Source organism: Comamonadaceae bacterium OTU4NAUVB1 (assembly GCA_024372625.1).
Taxonomy (GTDB): Bacteria; Pseudomonadota; Gammaproteobacteria; order Burkholderiales; family Burkholderiaceae_C; genus Variovorax.
On the sequence record CP099605.1, the window covers coordinates 2,895,031 to 2,920,671 of the forward strand.

Genomic DNA, 25,641 nt, shown 5'->3' on the forward strand with positions numbered 1-25,641 from the left:
GATGGATTCAGCCGGCGGGGGCGGCCTCGCGCGGGAAGCGCCGCGCCTCGTCGTAGGGGAACACGTCGGGCATCTGGCCGGCCTGGATGCGCGCCTTGTGGTGCTGCCAGAAGGCCGGCTCCAGCAGGTCGGCGTGGTGCGCCATGAAGTGCGCGCGCACCCGGTCGTTGCCCAGCAGGAAGGGCGCGAAGGTCTCGGGGAAGACGTCCTTCGGGCCGACCGAATACCAGATCTCGCCGCTCATCTCGTCCTCCTCGTTGCGCGGCTCGGGCACCTTCCTGAAGTTGCAGTCGGTGAGGTATTCGATCTCGTCGTAGTCGTAGAACACGACCTTGCCGTTGAGCGTGACGCCGAAGTTCTTCCACAGCATGTCGCCGGGGAAGATGTTGGCCGCCACCATGTCCTTGATGGCGTTGCCGTACTCGACCACCGCGTGCGCGAGCTGCGACTGCGCGCGCTGCGCCTGCGCCGGGCTCTCCGGCCGCTCGATGGTGTCGAAGGTCTCCTGCAGGTAGAGGTTCAGCGGGATCATGCGGCGCTCGATGTAGACGTGGCGCAGCACCAGCTCCATCTCGCCGTTGCCGTCGCGGTCGCCGATCTCCATCTGGCTGGGCGCGAAGGCCTCGATCTCCGCGACCAGCGCGGGGTCGAAGCGTTCGAGCGGAAAGCCCACGTCGCTGTACTCCAGCGTGTCGGCCATGCGGCCCACGCGGTCGTGGTGCTTGACCAGCTGGTACTTGGCCTCGATCTGCTCGCGCGAGGTGTCCTTCTGCGGCGGGTAGTGGTCCTTGATGACCTTGAAGACGTAGGGGAACGAGGGCAGGTCGAACACCAGCATCACCATGCCCTTGATGCCCGGGGCGATGCGGAAGCGGTCGCTGCTGTAGTTCAGGTGCGAGAGGAAGTCGCGGTAGAACAGCGTCTTGCCCTGCTTGGCCAGGCCCAGGGCGGCGTAGATCTCCGCGCGCGGCTTGCGCGGCATGAGCGCGCGCAGGAAGCGCACGTAGGCCGAGGGCACCTCCATGTCGACCATGAAGTACGCCCGCGCGAAGCTGAAGAGCATCTGCAGCTCCTCCTCGCCGAAGAGCACGGCGTCGATGCGGAAGCGCCCGGCCTCGTCGTGCAGGATCGGCAGCGCGAAGGGCAGCTCCATGAAGCCGTTCATGATGCGCCCGACGAGGTAGGCGCCCTTGTTGCGGTAGAACAGGCCGGCGAGCACCTGCAGCTGGAAGTTCGCGCGCAGGCGCACCTGGTGGAAGCGCCCGCGCACCGCGGCGGCCACCCGCTCGGCGTCGCGCCGGCGGTCGGTGAAGCGGCCCTGCAGCGCCTGGTCCTCGAGCATGCGCTCGACGGTGTCGGCCAGGGTCTCGTGGGTCGGGTAGTAGGCGCGGTAGGTGGGCGCGCCGCGCGGCTCGATGTACTCGGTGCTCAGGGCCGGACGCACGAAGATGAAGTCGTTCTGGAAATACGCGCGGTGCAGGATCTTGGTGGTGACGGAGTTGAAGAAGCTCTCGCCCAGCTCGGGCTGGCGGTGGTCCACCAGCAGGCCGATGAAGTGCAGCTTGACCTGCTGCCAGACCTCCATCGGCTGCTCGCCGGCGCCGAACTCCTTGGTCAGCCGCGCCACGGCCTCGGCCACGCGCAGGTCGTAGAACTCGATGCGCTCGCGCTGGGCGCGCCGCTGACCGTGCCAGTCGGCGGTCTCGAAGCGGTGCTTGGCGCGCGCCGACTCGGCGCGGAACAGCCGGTAGTGCCGGTCGAAGCCGTCGATCAGCGCCTTGGCGATGTCGTAGGCGAGCGGCGAGTCAAGGCGCTGGGGAAACATGGTCGGCGGTGCCGAAGGCGGCGGGTGCTTCGAGCGTGGGCTGCGACGTCGGCGCGGGCGGCGGCGCCTGCACGGCGGCCTCGGCGCGCGGGCGCGGCGTGATCACCAGCGGCTCGCCGGGCTTGCTCCACTTGTGGCGGATGCGCTGCACGGCGGCCTTGTAGATGGCGTCGAGCGGCCTGCTGCCGTCCACCGACAGGCGCAGGTCCTGCAGCAGGCCGTCGTGCACGCCGTAGCTCCAGCCGTGGATGCGCACCTTCTGGCCCCGGCTCCAGGCGTCCACCATGACGGTGCTGACCGCCACGTTGACCACCTGCTCGGCCACGTTGAGCTCGCACAGCGCGTCCACGCGCACCGCCTCGGGCAGCGAGTCGAGCATCACGTGGTGGCGGTCGCGCACGTCCTGGATGTGGCGGATCCAGTTGTCGGCCAGGCCGATGCGCGTGCCGCTCAGGGCCGCCTTCACGCCGGCGCAGCCGTAGTGGCCGACCACCATGATGTGCTCGACCTTCAGGTGCTCGACCGCGAACTGGATCGCCGAGAGCGCGTTGAGGTCGGAATGCACCACGATGTTGGCGACGTTGCGGTGCACGAACACCTCGCCGGGCTCCAGGCCGGTGATCTGGTTGGCCGGCACGCGGCTGTCGGAGCAGCCGATCCACATGTAGCGCGGCGTCTGCTGCTTGACCAGGCTGGTGAAGAAGCCGGGGCGGTCGCGCTCCATCTGGGCCGACCAGGCACGGTTGTGGGCGAACAGGTCGTCGAGGGTGTCGTCGGAATCGGGCATGGTCGAAGGTTCGGGAAGTGGTTGATCGGAGAGGGTCGGCCGGGCGCGTGACGCTCGCGTGTCAGTGCGGCGCGGCGGCCTTGCCGGGGGCCGCGCGCGGCGCCTTGGCGGCGGTCTTGGAGACGTTCCGGGGCGCGGTCCGGGGCGCGGCCTTGGCGGCGGCCTTCGCGCCCGTCCGCGCGCCCGGGGCGGCGGCGCCCCGGCGCGCCCGCTCGAGCGCGGCGCGGGCCTGGTCCTCCTGCAGCCGCACGTCGTCGAGGTTGCCCTGCACCTCGGCCATCTGCGCCTCCAGCTGCGCGCGGTGCGCGCCCAGCACGCCGAGGAACTTCTCCAGCTGCGCGACGGTGTCGCGCGGGCTGTCGTACATGTCGAGGATGTCCTTCACCTCGCTCAGGCTCAGGCCCAGGCGCTTGGCGCGCAGGGTCAGCGCGAGCCGGGTGCGGTCGCGCGCGCCGTACACGCGCTGGCGCCCGCCGGGGCCGGTGCGCGCCGGCGCGAGCAGGCCCTTGTCCTCGTAGAAGCGCATGGCCCGGGTCGTGAGCTCGAACTCGCGGGCGAGCTCGCCGATGGTGAAGGTCTGTGCGGACATGGGGCGGAAGAAGGGTTGCGGGAGCGACAGGGCGCCGCGCGGGCGCGTGCCTACAATGAAAACCCCGTCGCATGACGTTGACGTCAACGTCAACCTCCATCCTATCCCATGAACCTCCTCGAACGCGAACTCCACTATCCGATGGGCGAGCGCCTGCCGGCTCCCGGCGAGGCCATCGAGGTGGCGCCCGGCATCCGCTGGGTCCGCATGGGCCTGCCCTTCGCCCTGGACCACGTCAACCTCTGGCTCCTGCGCGACGCGCAGGACGGCCCCGAGGGCCGCGTGGAGGGCTGGACGGTGGTGGACTGCTGCATCGCCAGCGACGCCTCGCGCGCGCAGTGGGAGCAGGTCTTCGCCACGCAGCTCGACGGCCTGCCGGTGCTGCGCGTGATCGTCACGCACATGCACCCCGACCACATCGGCCTGGCCGACTGGCTGTGCACGCGCTGGAACGCGCCCCTGTGGATGAGCGCCACCGACTTCCACGTCGCGCGCGGCCTCGTGGCGCCCGGCGCGGCCGACAACACCGCCGGCGGCGACGAGGCGGCCGACTTCTTCGCCAGCCACGGCCTGGTCGCCGGCGAGGCCGTGCAGCGCATCCGCGAGCGCACCGGCTACTACCGCCACCTCGTGCCGTCGGTGCCGCGCAGCTTCGTGCGCCTGCTCGACGGCGGCACGGTGACCATCGGCGGGCGCGCCTGGCGCTGCATCGACGGGCACGGCCACGCGCCCGAGCACATCGCCCTGTACTGCGAGGCGATCGACGTGCTGATCGCCGGCGACATGATGCTGCCGCGCATCTCCACCAACGTGAGCGTGCATTCGGACGAGCCCGAGGCCGATTCGCTGCGGCTCTTCCTGGAGAGCATCGTGCGCTTTCGCGACCTGCCCGCCGGCGTGCTGGCCCTGCCCTCGCACGGCAAGCCCTTCACCGGCGTGCACCGCCGCATCGAGCAACTGCAGGAACACCACCGCGACCGTCTGGCCGAGCTGTTCGCGGCCTGCACCGCGCGGCCGCTGTCGGCCGCCGAGGCCCTGCCCGTGCTGTTCAGGCGCGAACTCGACGTGCACCAGCTGACCTTCGCGATGGGCGAGACCGTGGCGCACCTGAACCTGCTGTGGCATGCCGGCCAGCTGCAGCGCCGCCGGGGCGCGGACGGCATCCTGCGCTTCGGCGCGCACGCCGCATGAGCGGCCGCGCGGCGGGCGACGAGACGCTGCGCGCCCTGCGCGCGGGCGAACTCGCGGGCGCGACCCGCCTCGCGCTGGCCTGCGGCCTGGACGAGTTCCCGCGCGAGGTCTTCGCGCTGGCCGATTCGCTGGAGATCCTCGACCTGTCGGGCAATGCGCTCGACGCGCTGCCCGACGACCTGCACCGGCTGCATCGCCTGCGCGTGCTGTTCTGCTCGGACAACCGCTTCACCACGCTGCCGTCGAGCCTGGGTGCCTGCCTGCGGCTGGAGATGGTCGGCTTCAAGGCCAACCGCATCCGCGACGTGCCGGCCGCGTCGCTGCCGCTGCGCCTGCGCTGGCTGATCCTGACGGACAACGACATCGCCGAACTGCCCGACGCGCTGGGCGAACGCCCCCGGCTGCAGAAGCTGATGCTGGCGGGCAACCGGCTCGAGCGCCTGCCCGACACCCTGGCCGGCGCCGGGCGCCTGGAGCTGCTGCGCATCGCGGCCAACCGCTTCGAGCGCCTGCCGCCCTGGCTCGCGCGGCTGCCGCGCCTGGCGTGGCTGGCCTTCGGCGGCAACCCGCTGGGCCGCGCGCGCGAGGACGCCGCGCTCGGCGCCCACGCCCTGCCGCGCATCGCCGGCGCCGACCTGGTGGCGCAGGCGCGGCTGGGCGAAGGCGCCTCGGGCGTGATCCGGCGCGCGCTGTGGCGGCGACGCGATGGCGAGCCGCTCGCCATCGCCGTGAAGCATTTCAAGGGCGCCATGACCAGCGACGGCACGCCGCGCAGCGAGCGCGCCGCCTGCATCGCGGCGGGCGACCACCCCGGACTGATCGGCGCGCTGGCCACGGTCGAGGCCGGCGCGGACGCGGACGCCGCCGGCGAGGGCCTGGCGCTGCGCCTGGTCGACCCGGCCTTCGGCGTGCTGGCCGGGCCGCCGAGCCTCGCGTCCTGCACGCGCGACGTCTACGCCGCCGACCGGCGCTTCACGCCCGCGCAGGCGCTGGGCATCGCCCGCGACGTCGCCTCGGCGGCGGCGCACCTGCACGCGCGCGGGCTGCTGCACGGGGACCTCTACGCGCACAACATCCTGTGGCGCGACGACGCGCCGGCCGGCGCCGTCGCCCTGCTGGGCGATTTCGGCGCCGCCTCGTTCGTCGCCGACGCCCCCGCGCTGGCCCGCCTGGAGGTGCGCGCCTTCGGCTGCCTGCTGGAAGAGCTGGTCGAGCGCTGCGACGTGGACGCCGATGCCGACGCCGGCGCCCGGGCGGGGCTGGCCGCGCTGCGCGCGCTCCGGGGGCGCTGCCTCGATCGCGATCCCGCGGCGCGCCCCGGCTTCGTGGCGATCGACGCCGCGCTGCGGGCGCCGCGCGTCGACTGACCGGCGGGGGCGGCGGGGGCGGCGGCGGCCGGCCGCCGGCACCTGGCGCCTGCGTGACGCCGGGCGCCGCGTCCGCCTCTTAAGCTGCCTCCCGCCCGGCCACCCGTCGGCACGCGGCGCACCACGGAGACCCCCTTCCCATGAACACCACCGACCTCTTCTCGCTCCAGGGCCGCAGCGCCCTCGTCACGGGCGGCTCGCGCGGCATCGGCCGCATGATCGCCGAGGGCTTCCTCGCGCAGGGCGCCCGCGTCTACATCTCCGCGCGCAAGGCCGAGGCCTGCGACCGCGCCGCCGCCGAGATGTCGGCGCTGGGCCCGTGCGTCTCGCTGCCGGCGGACGTCTCGACGCCCGAAGGCATCCGCGACCTGGTCGCCGCCTACGCCAGGCACGAAGCCACGCTCGACATCCTGGTCAACAACGCCGGCGCCGCCTGGGGAGCGCCCTTCGACGAGTTCCCGGAGAGCGGCTGGGACAAGGTCGTCGACCTCAACCTGAAGGCGCCCTTCTTCCTCACGCAGGCGCTGGCGCCGATGCTGCGCGCCGCCGCCACCGACCACCTCGCCAAGGTGATCCACATCGCCTCCATCGACGGCCTGTCGGTCAACCCGATGGAGACCTACTCGTACGCGGCGAGCAAGGCCGGGCTGGTGCACCTCACGCGCCGCATGGCGCTGCGCCTGGCGCCCGAGCGCATCGCGGTGAGCGCCATCGCGCCGGGCGCCTTCGCCTCGGACATGAACCGCACCGCGCGCGACCACGCCGACCAGGTGACGCCGCGCATTCCCGGCGGGCGCATCGGCGTGGCCGAGGACATGGCCGGCGCGGCCATCTACCTGGCCTCGCGCGCGGGCGACTACGTCATGGGAGCGACGCTGACAGTGGACGGCGGCTCGTCGCTGGTCCGCCCGGCATAGCGGGGATGACGGCGTGGGCGACGAGGTGCTCGCCCCTGCCGATGGAGGCGTCGCCCGGGTCGCCCGGCACGAACGGCGCGGCGGGCGGCGGCGCGGCGGGCGCGGCCGGCGCGGCGGGTGCGCGCTCGGCGCCGAAGACCTCGGCGAACATCGGCACCAGCAGCTTGTTGCCGTACTCGCTCATGTGGTCGTCGTCGAAGTACAGCGGCCGGCCGTCGCGGCTGCCGTGGCACATGCCGTCCTCGCACAGGTAGGGCAGCGGGTCGAGGATCCTGGCGCCGCACTGGTCGCGCGCGGCGTCCTGCGCGGCCCAGATGAAATCGTGCCGTCGGTGGTAGCTCGCCAGGGTGATGCCGACCTCCCGCCGCTCGCCCCAGACCATGGCGCGCGCCGTGCTGGGCACGTCGCGGTCCATCTCCGGCACCGGGCGCACGAGGTAGACCGGATGGTCCTTGGCCAGGCGGCAGGCCATCGCGACCAGGCGGTCGGTGTATTCCTTCTTGAAGGCCGGCTCCGGGGTGGCGTAGCGCTTGGTGAAGTAGATCCACGGCGTGGAGGGATGCGCGTCGTCCACGATGTCGCCGAAGACGTACTGGCCATGGCGGTTGATGACCACCACCGGCGTGGCCGCCGGCACGGCCTTGAGCTGCCTGAGCGTCCAGTCGACGAACTCGTGGCAGCGGTTCTGCGAGACGCCCTGCAGGTGAGCGCCCTCGAGCGTCGGGCAGGCGCTGTAGGACCATTCCATGACGCCCTGCGCGGCCGTGGGAAGCGCCGCGGCCACCGCCGTCACCAGCGCGTTGGCGTGGCTGTCGCCGATGACCACGGCGTCCACCCGCGGGCCGCCGTACACGCACGAGGGCGATGCGACGCCGGTGTTGAGGTTGCATTCCAGGCGGCGCGGATTGAAGTTGAGGGCTTCGGCCGAGACCCGCTCGATCTCCGGCGCGAGGCGCCCGGCGACGCCCTGCTTGGCGGCCACGCCCAGGCCCGGCACCACCACCAGGGCGACGACGCCGGCCAGGGCCGCGACGCCCCAGCCGCGCGGCAGGCGATCGAGGCCGACGCGCGCCGGCGTCTCGATCAGGCGGTAGGAGAGGTCGCCCAGCGCCAGCGTCAGCGCCAGACCGGCCGCGATGGCCACGGGCTGGGCCAGCCAGCCGGCGTAGCTCAGCGCCACCACCAGCGGCCAGTGCCACAGGTAGATCGAGTACGAACGCGTGCCCAGCCACTGCGCGATCGGGTTGCCGGTCCACGGCGAGCCGCCGCGCGCCGCCATCAGCACCGCCACGGCGCCGGCCACCGGCACCATGGCGCGCCAGCCCGGCCAGTCCGAGGTGGCGTCGAAGGCGGCCAGCGACGCGACGATCAGGCCCAGGCCGGCGGCCTCCAGCGCCGTGCGCTGGCGCGCCGTGAAGGCCCAGCGGTTGGCCAGCATCCAGGCCAGGCCGCCGGCGATCATTTCCCAGGCCCGCGTGGGCAGCATGAAGAAGGCGCCGATCGGCTTGAGCGGCGTGCCGATCACCGACAGCGCGAGCGAGCCCGCCAGGCCGGCGATCAGCACGGCCATCAGCGCGGCGCGCCCGGGACGCAGCTTCCACACCGCCAGCAGCACCAGCGGCAGCACCAGGTAGAACTGCCACTCCACGGCCAGCGACCAGGTGTGCAGCAGCCACTTGTCGTGCGAGCCGGCATCGAAGTAGCCGGCCTCGCGCCAGTACTTGAAGTTCGACACGAACGTCACGCTCGACCAGGCGTGCGAGGCGAGCCCGTGGTAGTCGGTCGGCAGCAGGAAGCGCCAGCCCAGCGCCAGCAGCGTCGCGCACAGCGCGGCCAGCGCCGGCACGATCCGCCGCGCCCGCGCCAGGTAGAACGCCAGCACCGAAAACCGGCCGCGCTCCAGCGCCTTGACCACGATCCCCGTCATCAGGAAGCCCGAGATGGCGAAGAACACATCGACGCCGACGAAGCCGCCCTGCGACCCCGGCAGGCCGAAATGGAAGAGCACCACGGCGACGACCGCCCAGGCGCGCAGACCGTTGATGTCGTCCCTGAAACCAGGGGATTCGAGGTGTTTTGGAGTCACGAGACCCTCCTGCTGTTTGTTACAGCATGTAGTCTTGTCTATCCAGTTAATACTTTAAAGTTACTTATGTCACCGAATCGCGGTCCATCGACATTCCGTGAAAAAGTAGCCAGAAAGGTTTAGTCGGCCGGGAACGCGGTGCCCGTGCCCGGGCCGTCAGCCGCCGCGCCGGAGTTCCGAGAACACGCCCCAGAACGTCGCGTCCTGCGTCGTGGCGAAGTTGATGCGCATGAGCGTTCCCGGCGTGCGCGCGGCGTGGAACAGCGAGCCCGGCGCCAGCATGTAGCCCCGGTCGAGCATGCGCTGGGTCAGGGCGTCGGTGTCGACGCCGGTGTCGACCCAGCCGAACAGCCCGGCGGGCTCGGCGGCGAACCGGCAGCCGTGCGCGAGGGCGAGCTTGACGGTGCGCGCGCGCGCACCGTCGAGCCGGGTGCGCACGCGCTCGGCATGCCGGCGCAGCTGGCCCTGGTCGATGCACGCGGACAGCGCGCGTTCGAACAGCGCCGGCGTGGTGAGCGTGGACAGCAGCTTGGTCTCCAGCAGCCGCGCGCACAAGGCCGGCGACGCCGCCAGGAAGCCGATGCGCCAGTTGGGCGCCAGGATCTTGGCGAAGCCGCCGACGTAGATGGTGCGGCGCAGGCCGTCGAGCGCGCACAGGCGCGTGGCGTGCTCGGGCGCGAGGTGGCTGTAGGTGTCGTCCTCGACGATGTGGAAGTCGTGCTGGGCGGCGAGCTGCAGCACGCGGTGCGCGCTGCCGGGCGCGAGGCTGTGGCCGGTGGGGTTGTGCAGCACGCTCACGCTGACGAAGAGCTTGGGCGCGTGCGTCTCGCAGTAGCGCGCCATCACGGCCAGGTCGGGGCCGTCGGCGCGCCGGGGCACGGGCAGGATGCGCATGCCCAGCGACTCCAGCCGGGCGAACTCGATCGCCCAGCCCGGCTCCTCCACCATCACCGGATCGCCCGCGCGCAGCAGCGTGCGGCTCACGACGTCCAGGGCGTGCGTGGCGCCCACGGTGGTCACGATCTGGCCGGGCGCGGCCGGCACGCCGATGCCCGCGAGCTTGTGCGACAGGCTGCGCCGCAGGGCCTCGTCGCCGGCCGGATCGCCGTACTGCAGCGACAGTTCCTGCAGCGCGCGCGTGCCGGTCAGGCGCCGCAGCGCCGTGGGCATGAAGGTGGCGTCCATCCAGTCGGGCGGGAACACGCCCATGCCGGGCTGGGGCTTGTCGCTCTGGCGGTGGAACATGCCGCGGATGAGCGAGCTGGCGTCGGCCGGCAGGCGCGCCGGCATCGCGGCCGGCGCGGCGGCGGCGCGCGCGCCGTCGCCGGAGGCCGCGCGCGCGGGCTCGCGCACCGTGTCGCGCACGTAGAAGCCGCGCTGGCGCCGCGCCTCGACCAGGCCCTGCGCGAGCAGCTGGTCGTAGGCCGCGACCACCGTGTGCGGGCTCACGCCCTGCTGGCGCGCGCATTCGCGCACCGACGGCAGGCGCGCCCCGGGCGCGAGCAGGTGGGTGCGGATGCGTTCGGCGAAGCGCTCGGCCAACTGGGCGGTGAGCGACTGGCTGGCGGTGCGGGTGAGCATGGGAGAAGGCCTTCCTGGGCGGGGATCGCTGCGGTCCGCGCCGCGATCTGTGTCTGGCGCCGGAGCCATACAGTTCCGGGCTGTGTGCTGAAAACTGTACCGGTACTGTAATGGTCGAACGTCTAGAGTGAGGGAATGGACTGGCAAGAATTCACCGCGCTGCTGGTGCTGGCCACGGCGATGAGTTTCTCGCCCGGACCCAACACCACGCTCTCCACCGCCCTGGCCGCGAACGGCGGCCTGGGGCGCGCCATGCGCTTCGTGCTGGCCGTGCCGCTGGGCTGGACGCTGCTGCTGGGCCTGTGCGCGGCGGGCCTGGGCTCGCTGCTGGTGGCCGCGCCGGCGTTGCGCTGGACGGTCAAGGCGATCGGCATCGGCTACCTGCTGTGGCTCGCGCTGCGGCTGTCGCGCAGCGGAGCCCTCGGCACCGCCGACGCCGCGCGGCTCGACGTGGGTTTCGTGCAGGGCGTGCTGCTGCAGTTCCTCAACATCAAGGCCTGGCTGCTCGCGCTCACGCTGGTGGCCGGCTGGATCGCCGGGCAGGCCGACGCGCTGCACCGCTTCGCCCTCGTCGCCCCGGTGATGGCCGCCTATGCCTTCGCCAGCAACTTCGCCTATGCGCTGGTCGGCGCGCTGCTGCGCGGCTGGCTCGCGCGGGGCCGGCGCCTGCTGTGGTTCAACCGCGCCATGGCGCTGCTGCTGGTGCTCACGGCCGCCTGGATGGTGGGCGCATGACGGCCCGGGACCTGCCGGCGACGGCCGCCGGGGCCGCGCCCGGCGGCCTGCGGCGCGAGACCCTCGGCCTGTGGCTGGGCGTGCTCGGCGTGGCGATCTTCGCGGTCACCCTGCCGATGACCCGGCTGGCCACCGGCACGCAGGCCGCGCCGCAGCTCTCGCCGTGGTTCGTGACCTTCGCACGCGCGGCGCTGGCCGGCGTGCTGTCGATCGTGGTGCTCGCGGCCCTGCGCGCGCCGCGACCGCGCCGCCACGAGTGGGCGCCGCTGGGCTGGGCGGTGCTGGGCAACGCCATCGGCTATCCGCTGCTGCTGGGCCTGGCGCTGCGCGTGGTGACGGCCAGCCACGCGGCGGTGGTGACGGCGCTGCTGCCGCTGGCGACGGCGGCGGTCGCGGCCCTGGTGCTGCGCCAGCGCGCGCGGCCGGCCTTCTGGCTCTGCGCCGTCGCCGGCGGCGCGCTGGTGGTGGCCTTCTCGCTGCTGCGCGCGCGGGCGCAGGGCCACGGCTTCGGCCTCGAATGGGCCGACCTGCTGCTGCTGGTGGCGGTGCTGGCGGCGGCGCTGGGCTACATCCAGGGCGCGCGGGTCACGCCGTCGCTGGGCGCCGAACGCGTGATCTGCTGGGTCTGCGTGCTGGCCCTGCCCGTCACGCTGCCGGGCACGCTGCTGACCTGGCCGACGCAGCCGGTGGCCGCCTCGGCCTGGGCCGGGCTGGTCTACGTCGGCGTGTTCTCGATGTGGATGGGTTTCTTCGCCTGGTACCGGGGCCTGGCCCTGGGGGGCGCGCTGCGCGTGAGCCAGGTGCAGCTGCTGCAGCCCTTCCTGTCCATGCTCGCGGCCGTGCCGCTGCTGGGCGAGCCGCTGGAATGGGTCACGCTGGGCTTCGCGCTCGCGGTGGTGGCCACGGTGGTCGCCGGCCGGAAACTGGCGGCGCCGTGACGCCCCGCCACGCCACCGCGCGGCCGCGCCCCGACCCCAATCGCACCGCCCGCGCCCGTCCTCGGTCCGACAATCGTCCCCAACGTCCCGACAACACCCAAGGAAGCTCCCCATGACAAGCTGGAAACTGGCCGCCCGCGCCGACAAGATGAACCCCTCGGTGCTGCGCGAGATCCTCAAGGTCGCCGAACGCCCGGGCGTGATCAGCCTGGCCGGCGGCCTGCCCTCGCCCGCGACCTTCCCGGTCGCGGCCTTCGCCGCCGCCTGCGCGACCGTGCTGGCCGACGACGGCGCGGCCGCCCTGCAGTACGCCGCCAGCGAGGGCTACGGCCCGCTGCGCCAGGCGGTGGCCGACATGCTGCCCTGGGCGGTCGATCCGTCGCAGGTGCTCATCACCACCGGCTCGCAGCAGGGCCTGGACCTGGTGGCCAAGGTGCTGCTGGACGCCGGCAGCCGCGTGCTGGTGGAGACGCCGACCTACCTCGGCGCGCTGCAGGCCTTCTCGCCGATGGAGCCGCTGGCCGTGGCGGTGGCCAGCGACGACGGCGGCGTGGTGGTCGACGACATGGTGGCCCGGGCCCGGGGCGCCGACGGCGAGGAGGCGGCGCGCTTCATCTACCTGCTGCCCAATTTCCAGAACCCGACCGGCCGCACCATGGACGAGGCGCGCCGCGCCGCCGTCTCGGCCGCCGCGGCGGCGGCCGACCTGCCGATCGTCGAGGACAACCCCTACGGCGAGCTGTGGTTCGACGAGGCGCCGCCGCTGCCGCTGACCGCGCGCAACCCCGAAGGCTGCATCTACCTCGGCTCGTTCTCCAAGGTGCTGGCCCCGGGCCTGCGCCTGGGCTTCCTGGTGGCGCCCAAGGCGATCTACCCGAAGCTGCTGCAGGCCAAGCAGGCGGTCGACCTGCACACGCCGATCTTCACGCAGCGCATGGTCTGCGAGGTCATCAAGGACGGCTTCCTGGAGCGCCACGTGCCCACCATCCGCGCGCTCTACAAGCGCCAGCGCGACGCCATGGTGGCGGCCCTCGGGCGCGAGATGGCCGGCCTGGACGTCACCTTCAGGGCGCCCGTGGGCGGCATGTTCCTGTGGGCGCGCCTGCCCGAGGGCATCGACACCACGGCGCTGCTGCCGCTGGCGGTCGAGCGCGGCGTGGCCTTCGTGCCCGGTGCGCCCTTCCACGCCGACGGCCATGGCGATCCGCGCACGCTGCGCCTGTCGTTCGTGACAGCCAGCGTCGAGCAGATCGACATCGCCGTCGCCGCCCTGGCCGAGACGCTGCGCGAGCAGCTCGCGCACGACGCCGTCGCGCGGGTGCGGCAGGAGCTCGCGGCCGCCTGCGAGGCGACCTGAGCGCGCCGGGGAACCACGCCATGCTCAACGTCTGGGGCCGCATCAGCTCGATCAACGTGCGCAAGGTGGTCTGGTGCGCGCAGGAGCTGGGGCTCGACTTCCAGCGCACGGAGGCCGGCGGGCGCTTCGGCATCGTGCGCACGCCCGAATACCTGGCGCTCAATCCGAACGCGCTGGTGCCGTGCATCGACGACGGCGAGGGCGCGGCGCGCCAGGTGCTGTGGGAGTCCAACGTCATCGTGCGCTACCTCTGCGCGAAGCACGCGCCCGGCACGCTCTATCCCGAGCCGCTGGACGCGCGCTTCGACGCCGAGCGCTGGATGGACTGGCAGCAGACCACCCTGAACCCGGTGAGCGCCGGGGCCTTCCGGCAGTGGATCCGCACGCCGGCGGCCGAGCGCGACGCCGCGGCGATCGCGCGCTCGGTCACGGCCACCGAGCCGCTGTTCGCACTGCTCGACGCGCACCTGGCGACGCGGGCCTTCATGACCGGCGACGCATTCACCATGGCCGACATCCCGCTGGGCTGCGAGGCGCACCGCTGGATCGGCCTGCCGCCGGCCGACTACGTCCGCCCGTCGTGGCCGCACGTCGAACGCTGGTTCGCCGACCTGAAGGCGCGCTCGGCCGCGCGCGGCGTGCTCGACCTCCCCCTCGAATGAAACGAAACCACCGAGACCGACGATGACCGCGCCCCCCGCGACCACCCCCCGCCCCTTCCAGCAGATCGACGTCTTCACCGCCGTGCCCGGCAACGGCAACCCGCTCGCGGTGGTGCTCGAGGGCACCGGCCTGGACGACGCGCGGATGCAGCGCTTCGCCCACTGGACCAACCTGTCGGAGACCACCTTCCTGCTGCCGCCGACCGACCCGGCCGCCGACTACCGCGTGCGCATCTTCACGCCCGGCGCCGAGCTGCCCTTCGCCGGCCATCCCACGCTCGGCAGCTGCCACGCCTGGCTGGCCGCGGGCGGCCGGCCGAAGTCGCCCGGGCGCATCGTCCAGGAGTGCGGCGTCGGCCTGGTGACGTTGCGCCGCGAGGCCGTCGACGGCGTGGCGGGCCCGGGCCGGCTGGCCTTCGCCGCGCCGCCGCTCGCGCGCAGCGCGCCGAGCCCGACGCTGCTGGCCAAGGTGGCGCGGGCGCTCGGCCTGGAGGCCCACCGGCTCGTCGCCGCGCAGCTGCTGGACAACGGCCCGGTCTGGCTGGGCCTGCTGCTCGACGGCGCCGACACCGTGCTCGCGCTGCAGCCGGACCACCGCGCGCTCAAGGCGCTGGGCGTGAAGGTCGGCGTGGCCGGCCTGCGCGACGCGCACGTGGACGCGGATTCCGAGATGGATGCGGACGCGGCGCCCGCGCTGGTGCGGCGCTCCAACCGCGAGGCGCGCGCCTTCGCCGGCGTGGCCGGCGTGGCCGCGACGGGCGGCACGGCCGCGGGCGCCCGCGCCGCCGACGCGACGGCGGCGCAGCGCCCGGCGCTGGAGGTGCGCGCCTTCGTCGCGCCGGTGGGCGTCGACGAGGACCCGGTCACCGGCAGCCTCAACGCCAGCCTGGCGCAATGGCTCGTCGCCGAGGGCCACCTGCCCGCGCGCTATGTCGCCGCGCAGGGCCAGTGCCTGGGCCGCGACGGCCGGGTGCACGTCGCGCGCGACGCCGACGGACAGGTCTGGATCGGCGGCGACGCGGTCACCCGCATCGACGGGCGCGTCCACCTCTGAGGCGCACGCCGCCCATGACGACCCGCATCGACCACCTCGTCGTCGCCGCCCGCACCCTCGAGGAGGGCGTGCGGTGGTGCGAGGCCACGCTGGGGGTCGTGCCCGGCCCGGGCGGCGCGCACCCGCTGATGGGCACGCACAACCGGCTGCTGTCGATCGCGACCGAGGCCTTTCCCCGCGCCTACCTGGAGGTCATCGCCATCGACCCGGCGCAGCGGCCCGCGCGCGGGCCCGGCCAGCACCGCTGGTTCGACCTCGACGACGCGGCGCTCCAAGGCGGACTGGCGCGCCACGGGCCCCGGCTGGTGCATTTCGTCGCCCGCGTGCCCGACGCCCGGGCGGCGCTCGACGCGCTGGCCGCCGGCGCCACGCACATCGATCGCGGCCCGCTGGTGGCGGCCTCGCGCGACACGCCGGCCGGGCGGCTGACCTGGAAGATCAGCGTGCGCGACGACGGCCAGCGCCTGTTCTACGGCGCGCTGCCCACGGTGATCGAGTGGGGCCCGGTGCATCCGGCCGACACGATGCCCGCCTCGGGCATCGCCCTGCAGGCGCTGCACGTGCGCCATCCGCGCGCCGCCGTGCTGCGCGAGGCGCTCGACGCGCTCGGCCTGGCGGACATCGCCGTGCGGGACGGCGCGCCCGACCTCGTGGCCGTGCTGCAAACGCCGCGCGGCATCGTGACGCTCGCCTCCGGCGGCCTCTGAGGGCCATGCCCACCACCGCCGAACCCGCCGGGTTCGCCTTCGCCCCGCTGCTGCGGGTGCGCGCGCCCGGCCGAACATGATCCATTGCGTCTCGCGCACGCCGTGCCGGGGCGCCGCGCCAGCCGGCGCCCGAGGCGCGAGGACGGCCACCCGGCCGACGCCCGACGCCGTCCCCGTCCGCCCGGCCATCGGCGCGCCCGTGCCCGCCGATGCGACGCCTACCAGCGCGCCTTGACGCCCACCGAGCCCTGCACGCCGCTCTTCACGCGGGTGTCGCCGCCGGCCGAGGCCAGCCGGCCGGCCTCGCCGTAGACGCTCCAGGTGCGACCCAGCGCCAGCGTGCCGCCGACGGCCGCCTCGGCCCAGGTGCCGCCGGTGCGGGTGGCGATGTCGGTGGCCGCGGCCGGTCCGGCGAAGCGTGCGATGTCGGTGCCGTGCGAGGCGCCGTAGACGTTGACGCGGGCATAGGGCCACAGCGGGCCGGCGGCGGTCGTCACCTCGCCCTTCAGGCGCACGCCGACGCGGGCGATCCAGCCGTTGCCGGCGTCGTGCCGCACGGTGGCGCCGGAGAGGGCGGTGTCGTCGAGGTCGATGCGCTGGTGGATCAGCTGCACCTGCGGCTCGACGCGCCAGCCGCGGCCGAGGGCGAAGGACTGGCCCGCCTCGATCGACGCCAGCACGCTGTCGCCGCGCACCGGCGCCGTCGCGTTGCCCAGCGGCTCGGCGTTGACGCGGTGATCGCCGGCCTGCAGCACGGCGTCGGCGTAGAAGCCCGAGGCGTTCATGTAGGTGCCGTAGGCGCCGAGGTAGCGCGAACGCAGGTCGTTGGCGCCCACGCCGCCCCGGGTGCCGCCGGCGAAGCCGCTGGTCGCCACGCGGCCGTCGAGCTGGCCGACGTAGACACCGGCGCGCCAGTCCCCGGCCGCGAACAGGTCGGCGCCGGCCTGGAAGCCGTCGACGCGGCCCCGGCTCGACGGGTCGACGGTGCCCTGCTGGCGCACGTCGATGCGGGTGGAGATGACGCGGCCCCAGGCGCTGCGGCGCCGGCCGTCGGCGTCGGTGGCCGTGCCGGTGGCGGCGGCCCTGCCGGCGGGCTCGTCGCCGATGCGCTGGTGCAGGTTGCCCAGCATGGCGAGGTCGGCCTGGCGCAGCTGCTGCGGCAGCGCGGCGAACAGCGGCACCTCGGCGCGGTAGCTGGGCACCGGGGCGCCCGCCGGGGCCGCGGGTCCGGGCCGGACGGTGGCCGACAGCGTGCTGTCCTGAGACGCGCCGGTGGTGGGCGCGACGGGGGTCGTCGGCGTGGCCGGTGTCGTGACCGGCGTGGGAACGGGCGTCGTGGGCGTCGTGGGCGTCGTCGTCGGTGTCGTCACCGACGGCGGCGGCGTGGCGACGGGCGGCGTCACGACGGCCGGGGCGGTCGAGCGCAGGTACCAGCTCTCGCCCGCGCCGCCGGCGTCGGCCGCGTGCAGGGTGTAGGCGTAGGCACCGGCGTCGACGTGGCCGCCGGCCAGCGCGAAGGCGCTGCGCGTGGTCTGCGCGGTGGTGGTGGCGCCGTTGCGCGCCGCGACGACCTCGATGCCGTTGCCGGTGGTCGGCGCGCCGAGGCCGCCGAGGTTGGTGACCTGCACCGTGGTGCGGCCGCTGGCGCTGGCGTTGGCGCCGTCGAGCACCAGGCGGTCGCTGACGCTGGCGCTGGTGCCCAGGGCGGTGCCCAGGCGCAGCGTGCCGCCGTTGCCGACGTAGGCGCCGGTCACGGTCAGGTCGGTGCCCGGCGCGGCGCCCAGCACCGACACGGTGCCACCGTTGGACAGCGAGGCGACCCGCTGGCTCAGGCCGGCGAGGTCGAGCGTGGCGCCCGTGGCCACCGCGTGGGCCGAGGCCGCGCTCAGGGTGTAGGCCGCGCCGGCCTTCAGCGTGCCGGCGTCGATGGCGGTCGCGCCGGTGTGGCCGTTGGCGCCCGAGAGCACCAGCGTGCCGGTGCCGCGCTTCACGATGGCGCCGCCCGTGCCGCCGGCCACGCCGCCGTCGCGGATCGCGCCGGCGATGGCGTCGTCCAGGTTCAGGCCGCCCAGCGTCAGGGTGGCGCCGCCCAGGCGCACGTCGCCCGCGCCGTCGAGCGAGCCGATGGCGGTGGCGCCGGCGCGCGAGACGTCGACGAAGCCGGCGTTGGCGACCCGGGTGTCGGCCATGGTCGCGCCGGCGCCCACGCGCAGGCCGGCGCCCGGAGCGACCCGGACGGCGCCGGTGCCCAGGGCGGCGGTGGTCTGCAGGTCGATCAGGCCGGCGCGCAGGTCGGTGCCGCCGGAGAAGGCGTTGGCCGCCGTCAGCTCGAGCGTGCCGGCGCCGGACTTGATCAGGCCCTGGCGGCCGCCGCGCTCGCCGATGGCGCCGGACTGGCGCACGCTGCCGGCGTCGACGTTGAGCGTCGCGGTGCCGCTCAGGGTGATGGCGTTGTCGATCCGGGCGACGCGGGTGGTGTCGTAGTCGAGCGTGGTGCCCCCGGCCAGCGCGAGGCCGCCGGTGCCCAGCGCGCCGTCGTTGGCCACGCGCAGCGTGCCGCCCTCGACCGTGGTGCCGCCGCTGTGGCGGTTGGCGCCCGACAGCGTGAACACGCCCGGGCCGTACTTGACGATCCGGCCGTCGGCCGCGACGCCCGGCACGCCGGCGTCGGAGACCGTGCCGGAGAAGTCGCCCGCGCCGGTGCGCAGCGTGCTCGAGCCCAGCACGACGGTGCCATCGCCGTACAGCGCGCCGACGGTCTCGGTCAGTCCGGGCCTGAGGAACACCATGCCCGGCAGGCGCACCGACTCGCCGGTGACCGGATGGATCAGTTCGAAGCCCTGGCTGCGGACCGTGACCGTCGCGGTGTCGGCGATCTGCTCGCTCTGCAGCAAGGCGACGCTGGAGACGCCCTGCACCAGCAGGTCGCCGGCGATGGACGTGGCGCCGCCGGTGCGCGCGAGGCCCAGCACGGTGCTGCCCTGCACGGTCGTCAGGCCGGTGTAGGTGTTGGACTTGCCGCCGACGAAATCGAGGTCGCCCCAGTACCGGGCCGAGGTCGGGGCCTCGATGGTCAGGCCCCGGGTGCCCGACACCACGCCGCCCATCTCCAGCAGGTAGGTCACCGACGAGGCCGGCGAGACGAAGCGGAGGGTGGGGGTGGTCGCGCTCTCGAGCCTGACGTCGCCGTCCAGGCGCAGGCTGCGCTGGGCCGCCGCCGGCGTGCTGTCCCGGTCGAGCGGCGCGACGGTGAAGTCGCCCCGCACGACGACGTCGTTGGCCAGCGTCACGCCGCCGCGCAGGGTGCCGCCGTTGATCGTCAGCGTGCCGGTGCCCAGCGAGCCGGCGTGCGTCACGGCCAGCGTGCCCGCGTCGAGCACGGTGCCGCCGGCATAAGTGTTGGCGCTCGTCGCGGCCGGGGCGTCGCGGCCCAGCACCAGCGTGCCGGCGCCGGTCTTCACGATGCCGCCGGCGCCCGAGATCGGGCCGGTCTGGCCGGCTTCGGCGCCCGCCACGGCGACGTTCAGGACCTGCGTGGTGCCCGCGGCCACCGCGATGGCGTCGGCGCGCACCTGCCCGTCGACGTAGTCGATGCCCTGGGCACCGGCGCCCACCGCCGCGACCAGGGCACCCGCGAGCACCAGGGCCGAGCGCAGGCCGCGGCCGTGACCGCCAGCACGATCGACCTCGGAAATCGCGACCCAGGCGCCGAGGGCCTGATTCCACACGCTACGATAAGACTTGTTCATTACAGCTGCTCCTGAACTTCTTGTGAAACGGCGGCATGGTCGCGAAGACCAAACCTAAGGTGTTAATCCGAAGGTACTAATTGTTTCAGCTTTGAAACTTTTTAGTTATTTTGGTAACAACTTCAGGAAGCGAGCGTGAGGTAAGCCACAGCGGCGATGGCGCCGGCCGTCACGGCGGCGACGCGGGGCCGGCGCACGGCTCCCCAGAATCCCCGGCATGGGAACCCTCTATTTCGTGCGCCACGGACAGGCGAGCCTCGGCGCCGACGATTACGACCAGCTGAGCGACCTCGGCCGCCGGCAGGCCGAGCGGCTGGGCGCGCACTGGCGGGCCCAGGACCTGCGCTTCGACGCCGTGATCACCGGCACCCTGCGGCGCCATGTGCAGACGTGGGAAGGGATCGCGACCGGCCTGGGATGCGCGGGTCGCGAGGCGATGCCCTGGCCGGGCCTCAACGAATACGACAGCGCGGCGGTGATCGCCACCGTGCAGGACGGGCCGCTCGCGAAGCCCGACACGCCCGAGCTGTACAAGCGACATTTCCGCCTGCTGCGCGACGGCCTGGGCCGATGGATGGAAGGGCTCGCCGCGCCGGTGGGCATGCCCAGCCACGTGGACTTCCTCGCCGGCGTGACCGGCGCGCTCGACCACGTGCGCGCGCACCACTACGGCTCACGCGTGCTGGTGGTCTCCAGCGGCGGGCCGATCGGAATGGCGGTGGCTCACGTGCTGGGCGCGGGCGCGGCGGCGGCGATCGAGTTGAACCTGCGCATCCGCAACACCGCCGTGACCGAATTCGTCTTCACGCCGCGCCGCCACGCGCTTCTGACCTTCAACACGCTGCCGCACCTCGACGGTCCGGCCCACGCGGACTGGGTCACCTACGCCTGAGCCCGCGCGGCGCGCCCGGGGCCGGACCTCAGCGCCGGCCCTTGACCAGGCCCCACAGCGCCAGCAGGACGATCGCGCCGACCACCGAGGCGATGAAACCGGCGCCCTGGGCCGCCGTGTACCAGCCCATCGCCTGCCCGACGTAGGTGGCGCCGACCGAGCCCAGCACGCCGATCAGCGTGGTGACGATGAAGCCGGCGGCGTCGTTGCCGGGCTTGAGGGCGCGCGCGACGAGGCCGACGATGAAGCCGATGAGGATGGTCCAGACGATGCTCATGATGCGAAAGACTCCGTGGAGGATGTTGAATGGGTCGGGATCGGCGGCGGGCCGGCCGGCTCAGGCGGCCGCGGCCCGTTCGGGCAGGGCCTTGGCCACCGCGTTGGCCAGCGTGGCGATGTCGAAGGGTTTGACAAGGATCGACTGGGTCCCCAGCACCCGGCCGACCTGCGCCATGTCGGCATAGCCGGTCGCCAGGATCACCGGGATGTCGCCGACGAGTTCGCGCGCCTGGGCGATCACCTCCGCGCCGTTCAGCCCGGGCATGGCGTAGTCCACGACCAGCAGGTCGTGCCCGCCCGCGCTCAGGGCGCGCAGTCCGCTGGCGCCGTCGGGCGCTTCGGTGACGGTGTAGCCCAGCATCGACAGGCTCTCGACGATCACGCGCCGCACCTCGGCGTCGTCCTCGATCACCAGCACCTTGCGATGGTGGGCGTCGACGGGGCCGGGCTGCGCCCGGTCGCACGTCGCGGCGGCGTCGGCGCGCTCGCTCGAGGCCGGAAAGAGCATGTCGACGGCCGTGCCCACGCGCTCCTCGCTGCGCAGCGCGGTCATGCCGCCGGACTGGTGCGCGAAGCCGTAGACCTGGCTCAGGCCCAGCCCTGTGCCGCTGCCCACCGGCTTGGTGGTGAAGAACGGATCGAAGACCTTGTTGAGCAGGTGCGCGGCGATGCCCATGCCGGTGTCGGCCACCGACACCACGACGTGGTCGGCGACCGGTCGCGCGCCCTCCCCGGCCACCGCCCGCACCTGCGACGACACGGTCAGCGTGCCGCCCGAGGGCATCGCGTCGCGGGCGTTGACCGCGAGGTTGAGCACCGCCATCTCCAGCTGGTTGGCGTCCAGCACGGCCCAGGCCGGCTCCTCGCACAGCCGCAGCTCGACCTGGATGGCCGGACCGACCGACACCGCGACCAGTTCGCGCATGCCCTCGAGCAGCGCGTTGACGTCGGTCAGGCGCGGCAGCAGCGACTGGTTGCGGGCGAACGAGAGCAGCTGGCCGGTGAGCTTGGCGCCGCGCCCGACCGCGCCCTTGGCGCGCGCCGCGATGCCCAGCACCTTCTCGTCGCGGGCGACGCGCGCGACGAGGTCGAGGTTCATGTTGACGACGTGCAGCAGGTTGTTGAAGTCGTGCGCGATCCCGCCGGTGAGCCGACCGATGGCTTCCATCTTCTGGACCTGGATCAGCGCCGCCTGGGCCCGTTCGCGTTCGGCGATCTCCGCCATGAGGCGGTCGTTGGCGCCGGCGAGCTCGCGCGTGCGCGCGGCGATGCGCTCCTCGAGCTGGGCGTTGAGGCGCTCCACCTCGGCCCGCGTGTCCTCCAGCTGGTGCAGGTTGAGCCGGGTCGCGTACTGGCGCTTTCGGGCGCGCACGGCCGCATCGACGGCGCGCGCCAGCGTCTCGGTGTGCACCGGACGCTCCAGCACGAAGGCGTTGCCCAGCGTCTGCAGCAGGCGCAGCGCCTGGCGCGAGCGCGCGCCGGCCTCGCGCGAGGCCAGCACGATGAACGGGAAGTCCGACCAGCTCGGCTGCGCCATGAGCCAGGCCCGCAGCGGAGCCTCGGGCAGCTTGAGCAGCGACTCCTCGGTGACGATGGCGGCGGCGGCGCCCTGGTCGAGCTGCGCGATCAGCGCGTCGGCCGAGGCGCAGACCACCGCCACCAGTTCGAGCCCCTGCAGCAGGCCCTGGATGACGTCCGCGTCGCGTCCGCGCGGCGCATGGATGAGAACCCGGCGTTCCACCTCAGGCTCCGCTGCCCGGGGGCGGCGCGTCGTCCAGCAACGCGATGCCCCCGCGATAGGACGGCACGCCGGCGATCACGCCCTCGAAGTCGGTCAGCGCCGGGCCGACCTCGACCCCGCGCTCGCCCAGGCGGAATTCGCGGATGGTCGTCTCGTGCTTGCTCACGCGGCTCTTGACCACCGAGATCGCCTTGAGCAGCCGCCCGCGCGCCTCGAAGAAGCGGAACAGCACGATCGCGTCCGACAGGTAGCTCAGGTCGAGGTCGCTGCGGATGTCGCCGATCACGCCGTGCTGGCCCAGCACCAGGAGGGTGATCATTCCCTGCTGGTTGAGGAAGGTCAGGAGTTCGTGCATCTGCAGCAGCAGGAACTTGGCCCCGGGCATCGCCTGCAGGTAGGCGTTGAGGCTGTCGATGACGATGATGCTGGCGCCGCGCTGCTGCACGGCGTGGCGCACCAGGTTGGAGAACTGGCCCGCCGACATCTCCGCCGGGTCGAGCGCCACGACGTCGAGCTGGCCGTTGGCGATGTAGGGTTCGAGCGCCAGACCCAGCGAGGCGCAGCGATGCAGCAGGGTGTTGAGGCCCTCGTCGAACAGGTAGTAGGAAGCCTTCTCGCCGCGCATCAGGGCGCCCATCACGGCCGACATCGCCGTGGTGGTCTTGCCCACGCCCGACGGACCCACGAAGAGCGTGTTGCTGCCGCGCGCGAGCCCGCCGCCGAACAGCGTGTCCAGCGCCGCCGTGCCGGTCGAGGCGACGGAGGAGGTGAACTCGACGCGGTGCTCGGCGGCCACCAGCCGGGGGAAGACCTGGATGCCCCCGGTGTCGAGCACCACGTCGTGCTCGCCGCCGCGATAGCGCACGCCGCGCATCTTGACGATGCGCAGGTGCCGGCGCACCGGGCCGTAGTCGTCGGTCGCCTGGTCGAGCCCCAGCACGCCGTGGGCGATGCTGTGCAGCTGCAGGTCGCCGCCCTGCGAACTCTTGTCGTCGAGCAGCAGCACCGTGCACTCGCGCGCCGCGAAGAAATGCTTGAGCGCCAGGATCTGGCGGCGGTAGCGCAGCGGGTCCTGCGCCAGCAGGCGCATCTCCGAGAGGCTGTCGAAGACCAGCCGCGAGGGCGACAGCCGCTCGACCGCCGTCATGATGCCGCGCACCGTCTCGCCGAGCTCGACCTCGGAGGGATGGAAGATCGACTGCTCCGCCGAGGCGCTCAGGCCCTCCTCGTTCACCAGTTCGAACAGGTCGATGCCGTCCAGCGACCAGCCGTGGGAGCCGGCGACGACGCGCAGCTCGGCGGAGGTCTCCGACAGCGTGACATAGAGGCTGCGCTCGCCGCGGGCGTCGCCCTCCAGCAGGAACTGCAGCCCCAGCGTCGTCTTGCCGGCGCCGGGGGTGCCTTCGACCAGGTAGAGATGGCCACGCGGGAAACCGCCGCCCAGAACGTTGTCGAGCCCGTCGATGCCGGTGGCGGCCCGGGGCTGGGGCGGGGACGGGGACGGGACCTTGGGAGCGGCGGGAATGTTCATCGGGGCGGACACTTTCGAGGAGCGGGGCGACCAGACACGCTCCCATGAAGGTCCATTCTGCCGACGCGCCCGGCAATCGGCTGTCCTGCCGATTCCTACATACGGCAGGACAAAGGCGCGATATACCTCGCAAATGCTCGAAAAATTGCCTGATGTCATCGGTCACGCGCTGCACAACGTGCGCGCCGGCCTCGATGCGATCGTCTTCAACACCCTGGGCCTGCGCCAGGGGATGGCCTCCATCGCCGTCACCAGCCTGGCCTTCGCGGACCACGCGCCGCTGCCGGCGCGCTACACCGCCGACGGCGCGGGCGTCTCGCCGCCGCTGCAGTGGAGCGGCCTGCCGGTGGGCACGGTGTCGGTGATCCTGCTGGTCGAGGACGCCGATTCGCCGACGCCCAGTCCCCTGGTGCACGCGATCGTGGTGGGACTGCCGGCGACCGACGGCGCGGTCGCCGAGGGCGCCATGCCCAGCCCCGATCGCGAGGAGACCGAACTGCGCGTCGGCCGCAATTCCTACCTCCAGGCCGGCTGGCTGCCGCCCGACCCGCCGCCGGGCCATGGCGTGCACCGCTACGCTTTCCAGGTCTACGCGCTCGACGTCGCGCCGCCGTTCTCCGACACGCCCGGGCGCGACGAGGTGGTCGAGGCGCTCCAGGCCCACACCATCGCCAGCGGCCTCCTGATCGGCACCTGCGAACGCCCGGACGGCTCGATCCGGATCGGCGACGAGGCACCGGCCGGACCGCTCGCCGCCGCCTGAGCGGCAGCCGCCGCCGGGCGTCGCCGGTCTAGGTGGCCCTGGCCGGGCCGGCCACGGCGGGCGTGCCGATCATGTCCAGCGGCAGCCGGGACACCTCGGCCAGCAGCAGCGCCAGTTGCGTCGCCGCCGCGTCCACGACCGCGCGGCCCAGGCCCGCGTCGGCGGCCGCCGCGTTGCCGGCGGCGCCGGCGGCGTTGTAGTCCTCCATCGCCCAGCCGAGCTTGGCGCTGCGCCCGTCGCCCAGCAGCGGATGGCGCGGCGCCCGGTCGCGCGAGGCCGAACCGAAGTCGCGCGCCGCCGCCATGTCGACCAGGCCTGGTTCGAGCGCCAGCATCATGGACGTCTCGATCTGGCCCGCGTGCACGCCGAAGCGGTGCTCGTCGGTGCTGAACGCGGCGCCCGCCGCGCCCAGCGGCAGGTTGAACCAGCTCACGCCATAGACGACGAGCCCGTGCGCGACCCGCAGCTCGCGCGCCACGATGTCCATCGCCCCGACATGGCCGCCGTGCGCGTTGAACAGCACCAGCTTGCGCACGCCGGCGCGCGCCACGCCCGCGCCGATGTCCTTCCACAGCCGGATCAGCGTCTCCGACGACAGGGTGAGCGTGCCGGGGAAGTTCGCGTGCTCGGGGCTCAGGCCGATCGCCTGCGTGGGCAGGAACAGCACCGGCAGGTCCGCCGGCAGCCGCGGCAGCGCGGCGGCGACGATGCCCTCGACGAGCATCGAATCCACGCCCAGCGGCAGGTGCGGCCCGTGCTGTTCGGTGGCGCCCAGGGGGAGCACGGCGACGGTGGCCGCCGGGTCGAGCGTGGCGAAGTCGGGGCTGGCGAGTTGCGACCAGAAACGGCGCGGCGCGGGGGACGGAGCGGAAGCGGCGGTCATGCGCAGG

The 25,641-nt window shown here is 73.5% G+C and carries 21 protein-coding genes and 1 pseudogene; 11 read left to right on the forward strand and 11 right to left on the reverse strand.

Annotated elements, in window-relative coordinates; genetic code table 11:
• Positions 1 to 7 precede the first annotated feature (7 nt).
• The 4 genes and pseudogenes from aceK to NF681_17015 form a co-directional block, all read right to left on the reverse strand.
• The gene (gene aceK / locus NF681_17000) at positions 8 to 1,825 is read right to left on the reverse strand and encodes a bifunctional isocitrate dehydrogenase kinase/phosphatase (GenBank protein UST53964.1); all 1,818 of its coding nucleotides are present in this window, start codon (positions 1,823 to 1,825) and stop codon (positions 8 to 10) included.
• Positions 1,806 to 2,612, reverse strand: coding sequence for a carbonate dehydratase (can, locus tag NF681_17005; GenBank protein UST53965.1), 807 nt, complete (start codon positions 2,610 to 2,612; stop codon positions 1,806 to 1,808). Before can ends, aceK begins: the two co-directional genes overlap by 20 nt.
• Before the next feature lie 61 nt (positions 2,613 to 2,673).
• On the reverse strand, positions 2,674 to 3,138 hold the full coding sequence (locus NF681_17010) for a MerR family DNA-binding transcriptional regulator (protein UST55820.1): 465 nt from the start codon (positions 3,136 to 3,138) through the stop codon (positions 2,674 to 2,676).
• Positions 3,128 to 3,274 (reverse strand): annotated as a pseudogene (locus NF681_17015) (hypothetical protein). Before NF681_17015 ends, NF681_17010 begins: the two are co-directional and overlap by 11 nt.
• Before the next feature lie 35 nt (positions 3,275 to 3,309).
• Here NF681_17015 and NF681_17020 point away from each other — a divergent pair.
• The 3 genes from NF681_17020 (at position 3,310) to NF681_17030 (ending at position 6,676) form a co-directional block, all read left to right on the forward strand.
• On the forward strand, positions 3,310 to 4,392 hold the full coding sequence (locus NF681_17020) for an MBL fold metallo-hydrolase (GenBank protein ID UST53966.1): 1,083 nt from the start codon (positions 3,310 to 3,312) through the stop codon (positions 4,390 to 4,392).
• Positions 4,389 to 5,759, forward strand: a complete 1,371-nt coding sequence (locus NF681_17025) for a leucine-rich repeat-containing serine/threonine-protein kinase (protein UST53967.1) — start codon at positions 4,389 to 4,391, stop codon at positions 5,757 to 5,759. The genes NF681_17020 and NF681_17025 overlap by 4 nt, the downstream gene beginning before the upstream one ends.
• 140 nt (positions 5,760 to 5,899) lie before the next feature.
• On the forward strand, positions 5,900 to 6,676 hold the full coding sequence (locus NF681_17030; GenBank protein UST53968.1) for an SDR family oxidoreductase: 777 nt from the start codon (positions 5,900 to 5,902) through the stop codon (positions 6,674 to 6,676).
• On the opposite strand, the gene NF681_17035 is transcribed toward NF681_17030, so the two are convergent.
• Positions 6,621 to 8,762, reverse strand: a complete 2,142-nt coding sequence (locus tag NF681_17035; GenBank protein ID UST53969.1) for an acyltransferase — start codon at positions 8,760 to 8,762, stop codon at positions 6,621 to 6,623. The genes NF681_17030 and NF681_17035 overlap by 56 nt on opposite strands.
• A gap of 156 nt (positions 8,763 to 8,918) precedes the next feature.
• Positions 8,919 to 10,343, reverse strand: coding sequence for a PLP-dependent aminotransferase family protein (locus tag NF681_17040; GenBank protein UST53970.1), 1,425 nt, complete (start codon positions 10,341 to 10,343; stop codon positions 8,919 to 8,921).
• A gap of 135 nt (positions 10,344 to 10,478) precedes the next feature.
• Here NF681_17040 and NF681_17045 point away from each other — a divergent pair, with 135 nt between their 5' ends.
• The 6 genes from NF681_17045 (at position 10,479) to NF681_17070 (ending at position 15,796) form a co-directional block, all read left to right on the forward strand.
• On the forward strand, positions 10,479 to 11,078 hold the full coding sequence (locus tag NF681_17045) for a LysE family transporter (GenBank protein UST53971.1): 600 nt from the start codon (positions 10,479 to 10,481) through the stop codon (positions 11,076 to 11,078).
• Entirely contained in the window at positions 11,075 to 12,016 is a 942-nt protein-coding gene (locus NF681_17050; GenBank protein ID UST53972.1) for a DMT family transporter, read from the forward strand. Before NF681_17045 ends, NF681_17050 begins: the two co-directional genes overlap by 4 nt.
• A 112-nt stretch (positions 12,017 to 12,128) precedes the next feature.
• A complete protein-coding gene (locus NF681_17055; GenBank protein UST53973.1) occupies positions 12,129 to 13,373 on the forward strand; it encodes a PLP-dependent aminotransferase family protein in 1,245 nt (414 codons plus the stop codon).
• Positions 13,374 to 13,393: 20 nt separating this feature from the next.
• Positions 13,394 to 14,035, forward strand: coding sequence for a glutathione S-transferase (locus NF681_17060; GenBank protein UST53974.1), 642 nt, complete (start codon positions 13,394 to 13,396; stop codon positions 14,033 to 14,035).
• A 22-nt stretch (positions 14,036 to 14,057) separates the two neighbouring features.
• On the forward strand, positions 14,058 to 15,089 hold the full coding sequence (locus NF681_17065) for a PhzF family phenazine biosynthesis protein (GenBank protein ID UST53975.1): 1,032 nt from the start codon (positions 14,058 to 14,060) through the stop codon (positions 15,087 to 15,089).
• Positions 15,090 to 15,103: 14 nt separating this feature from the next.
• A complete protein-coding gene (locus NF681_17070) occupies positions 15,104 to 15,796 on the forward strand; it encodes a VOC family protein (protein UST53976.1) in 693 nt (230 codons plus the stop codon).
• Between the two features lie 218 nt (positions 15,797 to 16,014).
• On the opposite strand, the gene NF681_17075 is transcribed toward NF681_17070, so the two are convergent.
• Entirely contained in the window at positions 16,015 to 19,545 is a 3,531-nt protein-coding gene (locus NF681_17075; GenBank protein ID UST53977.1) for an autotransporter outer membrane beta-barrel domain-containing protein, read from the reverse strand.
• 217 nt (positions 19,546 to 19,762) lie between these two features.
• Here NF681_17075 and NF681_17080 point away from each other — a divergent pair, with 217 nt between their 5' ends.
• The gene (locus NF681_17080) at positions 19,763 to 20,437 is read left to right on the forward strand and encodes a histidine phosphatase family protein (protein UST53978.1); all 675 of its coding nucleotides are present in this window, start codon (positions 19,763 to 19,765) and stop codon (positions 20,435 to 20,437) included.
• 28 nt (positions 20,438 to 20,465) lie between these two features.
• Here NF681_17080 and NF681_17085 read toward each other — a convergent pair whose 3' ends face one another.
• The 3 genes from NF681_17085 to NF681_17095 are packed head-to-tail and all read right to left on the reverse strand — an operon-like array spanning position 20,466 to position 23,988.
• Positions 20,466 to 20,714, reverse strand: a complete 249-nt coding sequence (locus NF681_17085) for a GlsB/YeaQ/YmgE family stress response membrane protein (protein UST53979.1) — start codon at positions 20,712 to 20,714, stop codon at positions 20,466 to 20,468.
• A gap of 60 nt (positions 20,715 to 20,774) precedes the next feature.
• The gene (locus tag NF681_17090) at positions 20,775 to 22,457 is read right to left on the reverse strand and encodes a response regulator (protein UST53980.1); all 1,683 of its coding nucleotides are present in this window, start codon (positions 22,455 to 22,457) and stop codon (positions 20,775 to 20,777) included.
• A gap of 1 nt (position 22,458) precedes the next feature.
• Positions 22,459 to 23,988: a circadian clock protein KaiC gene (locus tag NF681_17095; GenBank protein UST53981.1), complete on the reverse strand. Its 1,530-nt coding sequence runs from the start codon at positions 23,986 to 23,988 to the stop codon at positions 22,459 to 22,461.
• Between the two features lie 133 nt (positions 23,989 to 24,121).
• Between NF681_17095 and NF681_17100 the strand changes: the two genes are divergently transcribed.
• Positions 24,122 to 24,751 (forward strand): YbhB/YbcL family Raf kinase inhibitor-like protein, encoded by a 630-nt coding sequence (locus NF681_17100; GenBank protein ID UST53982.1) that lies wholly within the window; start codon positions 24,122 to 24,124, stop codon positions 24,749 to 24,751.
• 28 nt (positions 24,752 to 24,779) lie between these two features.
• Here NF681_17100 and NF681_17105 read toward each other — a convergent pair whose 3' ends face one another.
• Positions 24,780 to 25,634, reverse strand: coding sequence for a creatininase family protein (locus tag NF681_17105; GenBank protein ID UST53983.1), 855 nt, complete (start codon positions 25,632 to 25,634; stop codon positions 24,780 to 24,782).
• Between the last annotated feature and the right edge of the window lie 7 nt (positions 25,635 to 25,641).

Bases quoted from the DNA above. Each gene is read 5' to 3' on its own strand.
- can (UST53965.1), bottom strand. From the start codon at position 2,612: ATGCCCGATTCCGACGACACCCTCGACGACCTGTTCGCCCACAACCGT.
- NF681_17050 (UST53972.1), top strand. From the start codon at position 11,075: ATGACGGCCCGGGACCTGCCGGCGACGGCCGCCGGGGCCGCGCCCGGC.
- NF681_17040 (UST53970.1), bottom strand. From the start codon at position 10,343: ATGCTCACCCGCACCGCCAGCCAGTCGCTCACCGCCCAGTTGGCCGAG.
- NF681_17100 (UST53982.1), top strand. From the start codon at position 24,122: ATGCTCGAAAAATTGCCTGATGTCATCGGTCACGCGCTGCACAACGTG.
- NF681_17075 (UST53977.1), bottom strand. From the start codon at position 19,545: ATGAACAAGTCTTATCGTAGCGTGTGGAATCAGGCCCTCGGCGCCTGG.
- NF681_17085 (UST53979.1), bottom strand. From the start codon at position 20,714: ATGAGCATCGTCTGGACCATCCTCATCGGCTTCATCGTCGGCCTCGTC.
- NF681_17095 (UST53981.1), bottom strand. From the start codon at position 23,988: ATGAACATTCCCGCCGCTCCCAAGGTCCCGTCCCCGTCCCCGCCCCAG.
- NF681_17025 (UST53967.1), top strand. From the start codon at position 4,389: ATGAGCGGCCGCGCGGCGGGCGACGAGACGCTGCGCGCCCTGCGCGCG.
- NF681_17060 (UST53974.1), top strand. From the start codon at position 13,394: ATGCTCAACGTCTGGGGCCGCATCAGCTCGATCAACGTGCGCAAGGTG.
- NF681_17080 (UST53978.1), top strand. From the start codon at position 19,763: ATGGGAACCCTCTATTTCGTGCGCCACGGACAGGCGAGCCTCGGCGCC.
- NF681_17030 (UST53968.1), top strand. From the start codon at position 5,900: ATGAACACCACCGACCTCTTCTCGCTCCAGGGCCGCAGCGCCCTCGTC.
- NF681_17055 (UST53973.1), top strand. From the start codon at position 12,129: ATGACAAGCTGGAAACTGGCCGCCCGCGCCGACAAGATGAACCCCTCG.
- NF681_17065 (UST53975.1), top strand. From the start codon at position 14,058: ATGACCGCGCCCCCCGCGACCACCCCCCGCCCCTTCCAGCAGATCGAC.
- NF681_17020 (UST53966.1), top strand. From the start codon at position 3,310: ATGAACCTCCTCGAACGCGAACTCCACTATCCGATGGGCGAGCGCCTG.
- aceK (UST53964.1), bottom strand. From the start codon at position 1,825: ATGTTTCCCCAGCGCCTTGACTCGCCGCTCGCCTACGACATCGCCAAG.
- NF681_17105 (UST53983.1), bottom strand. From the start codon at position 25,634: ATGACCGCCGCTTCCGCTCCGTCCCCCGCGCCGCGCCGTTTCTGGTCG.
- NF681_17070 (UST53976.1), top strand. From the start codon at position 15,104: ATGACGACCCGCATCGACCACCTCGTCGTCGCCGCCCGCACCCTCGAG.
- NF681_17045 (UST53971.1), top strand. From the start codon at position 10,479: ATGGACTGGCAAGAATTCACCGCGCTGCTGGTGCTGGCCACGGCGATG.
- NF681_17010 (UST55820.1), bottom strand. From the start codon at position 3,138: ATGCGCTTCTACGAGGACAAGGGCCTGCTCGCGCCGGCGCGCACCGGC.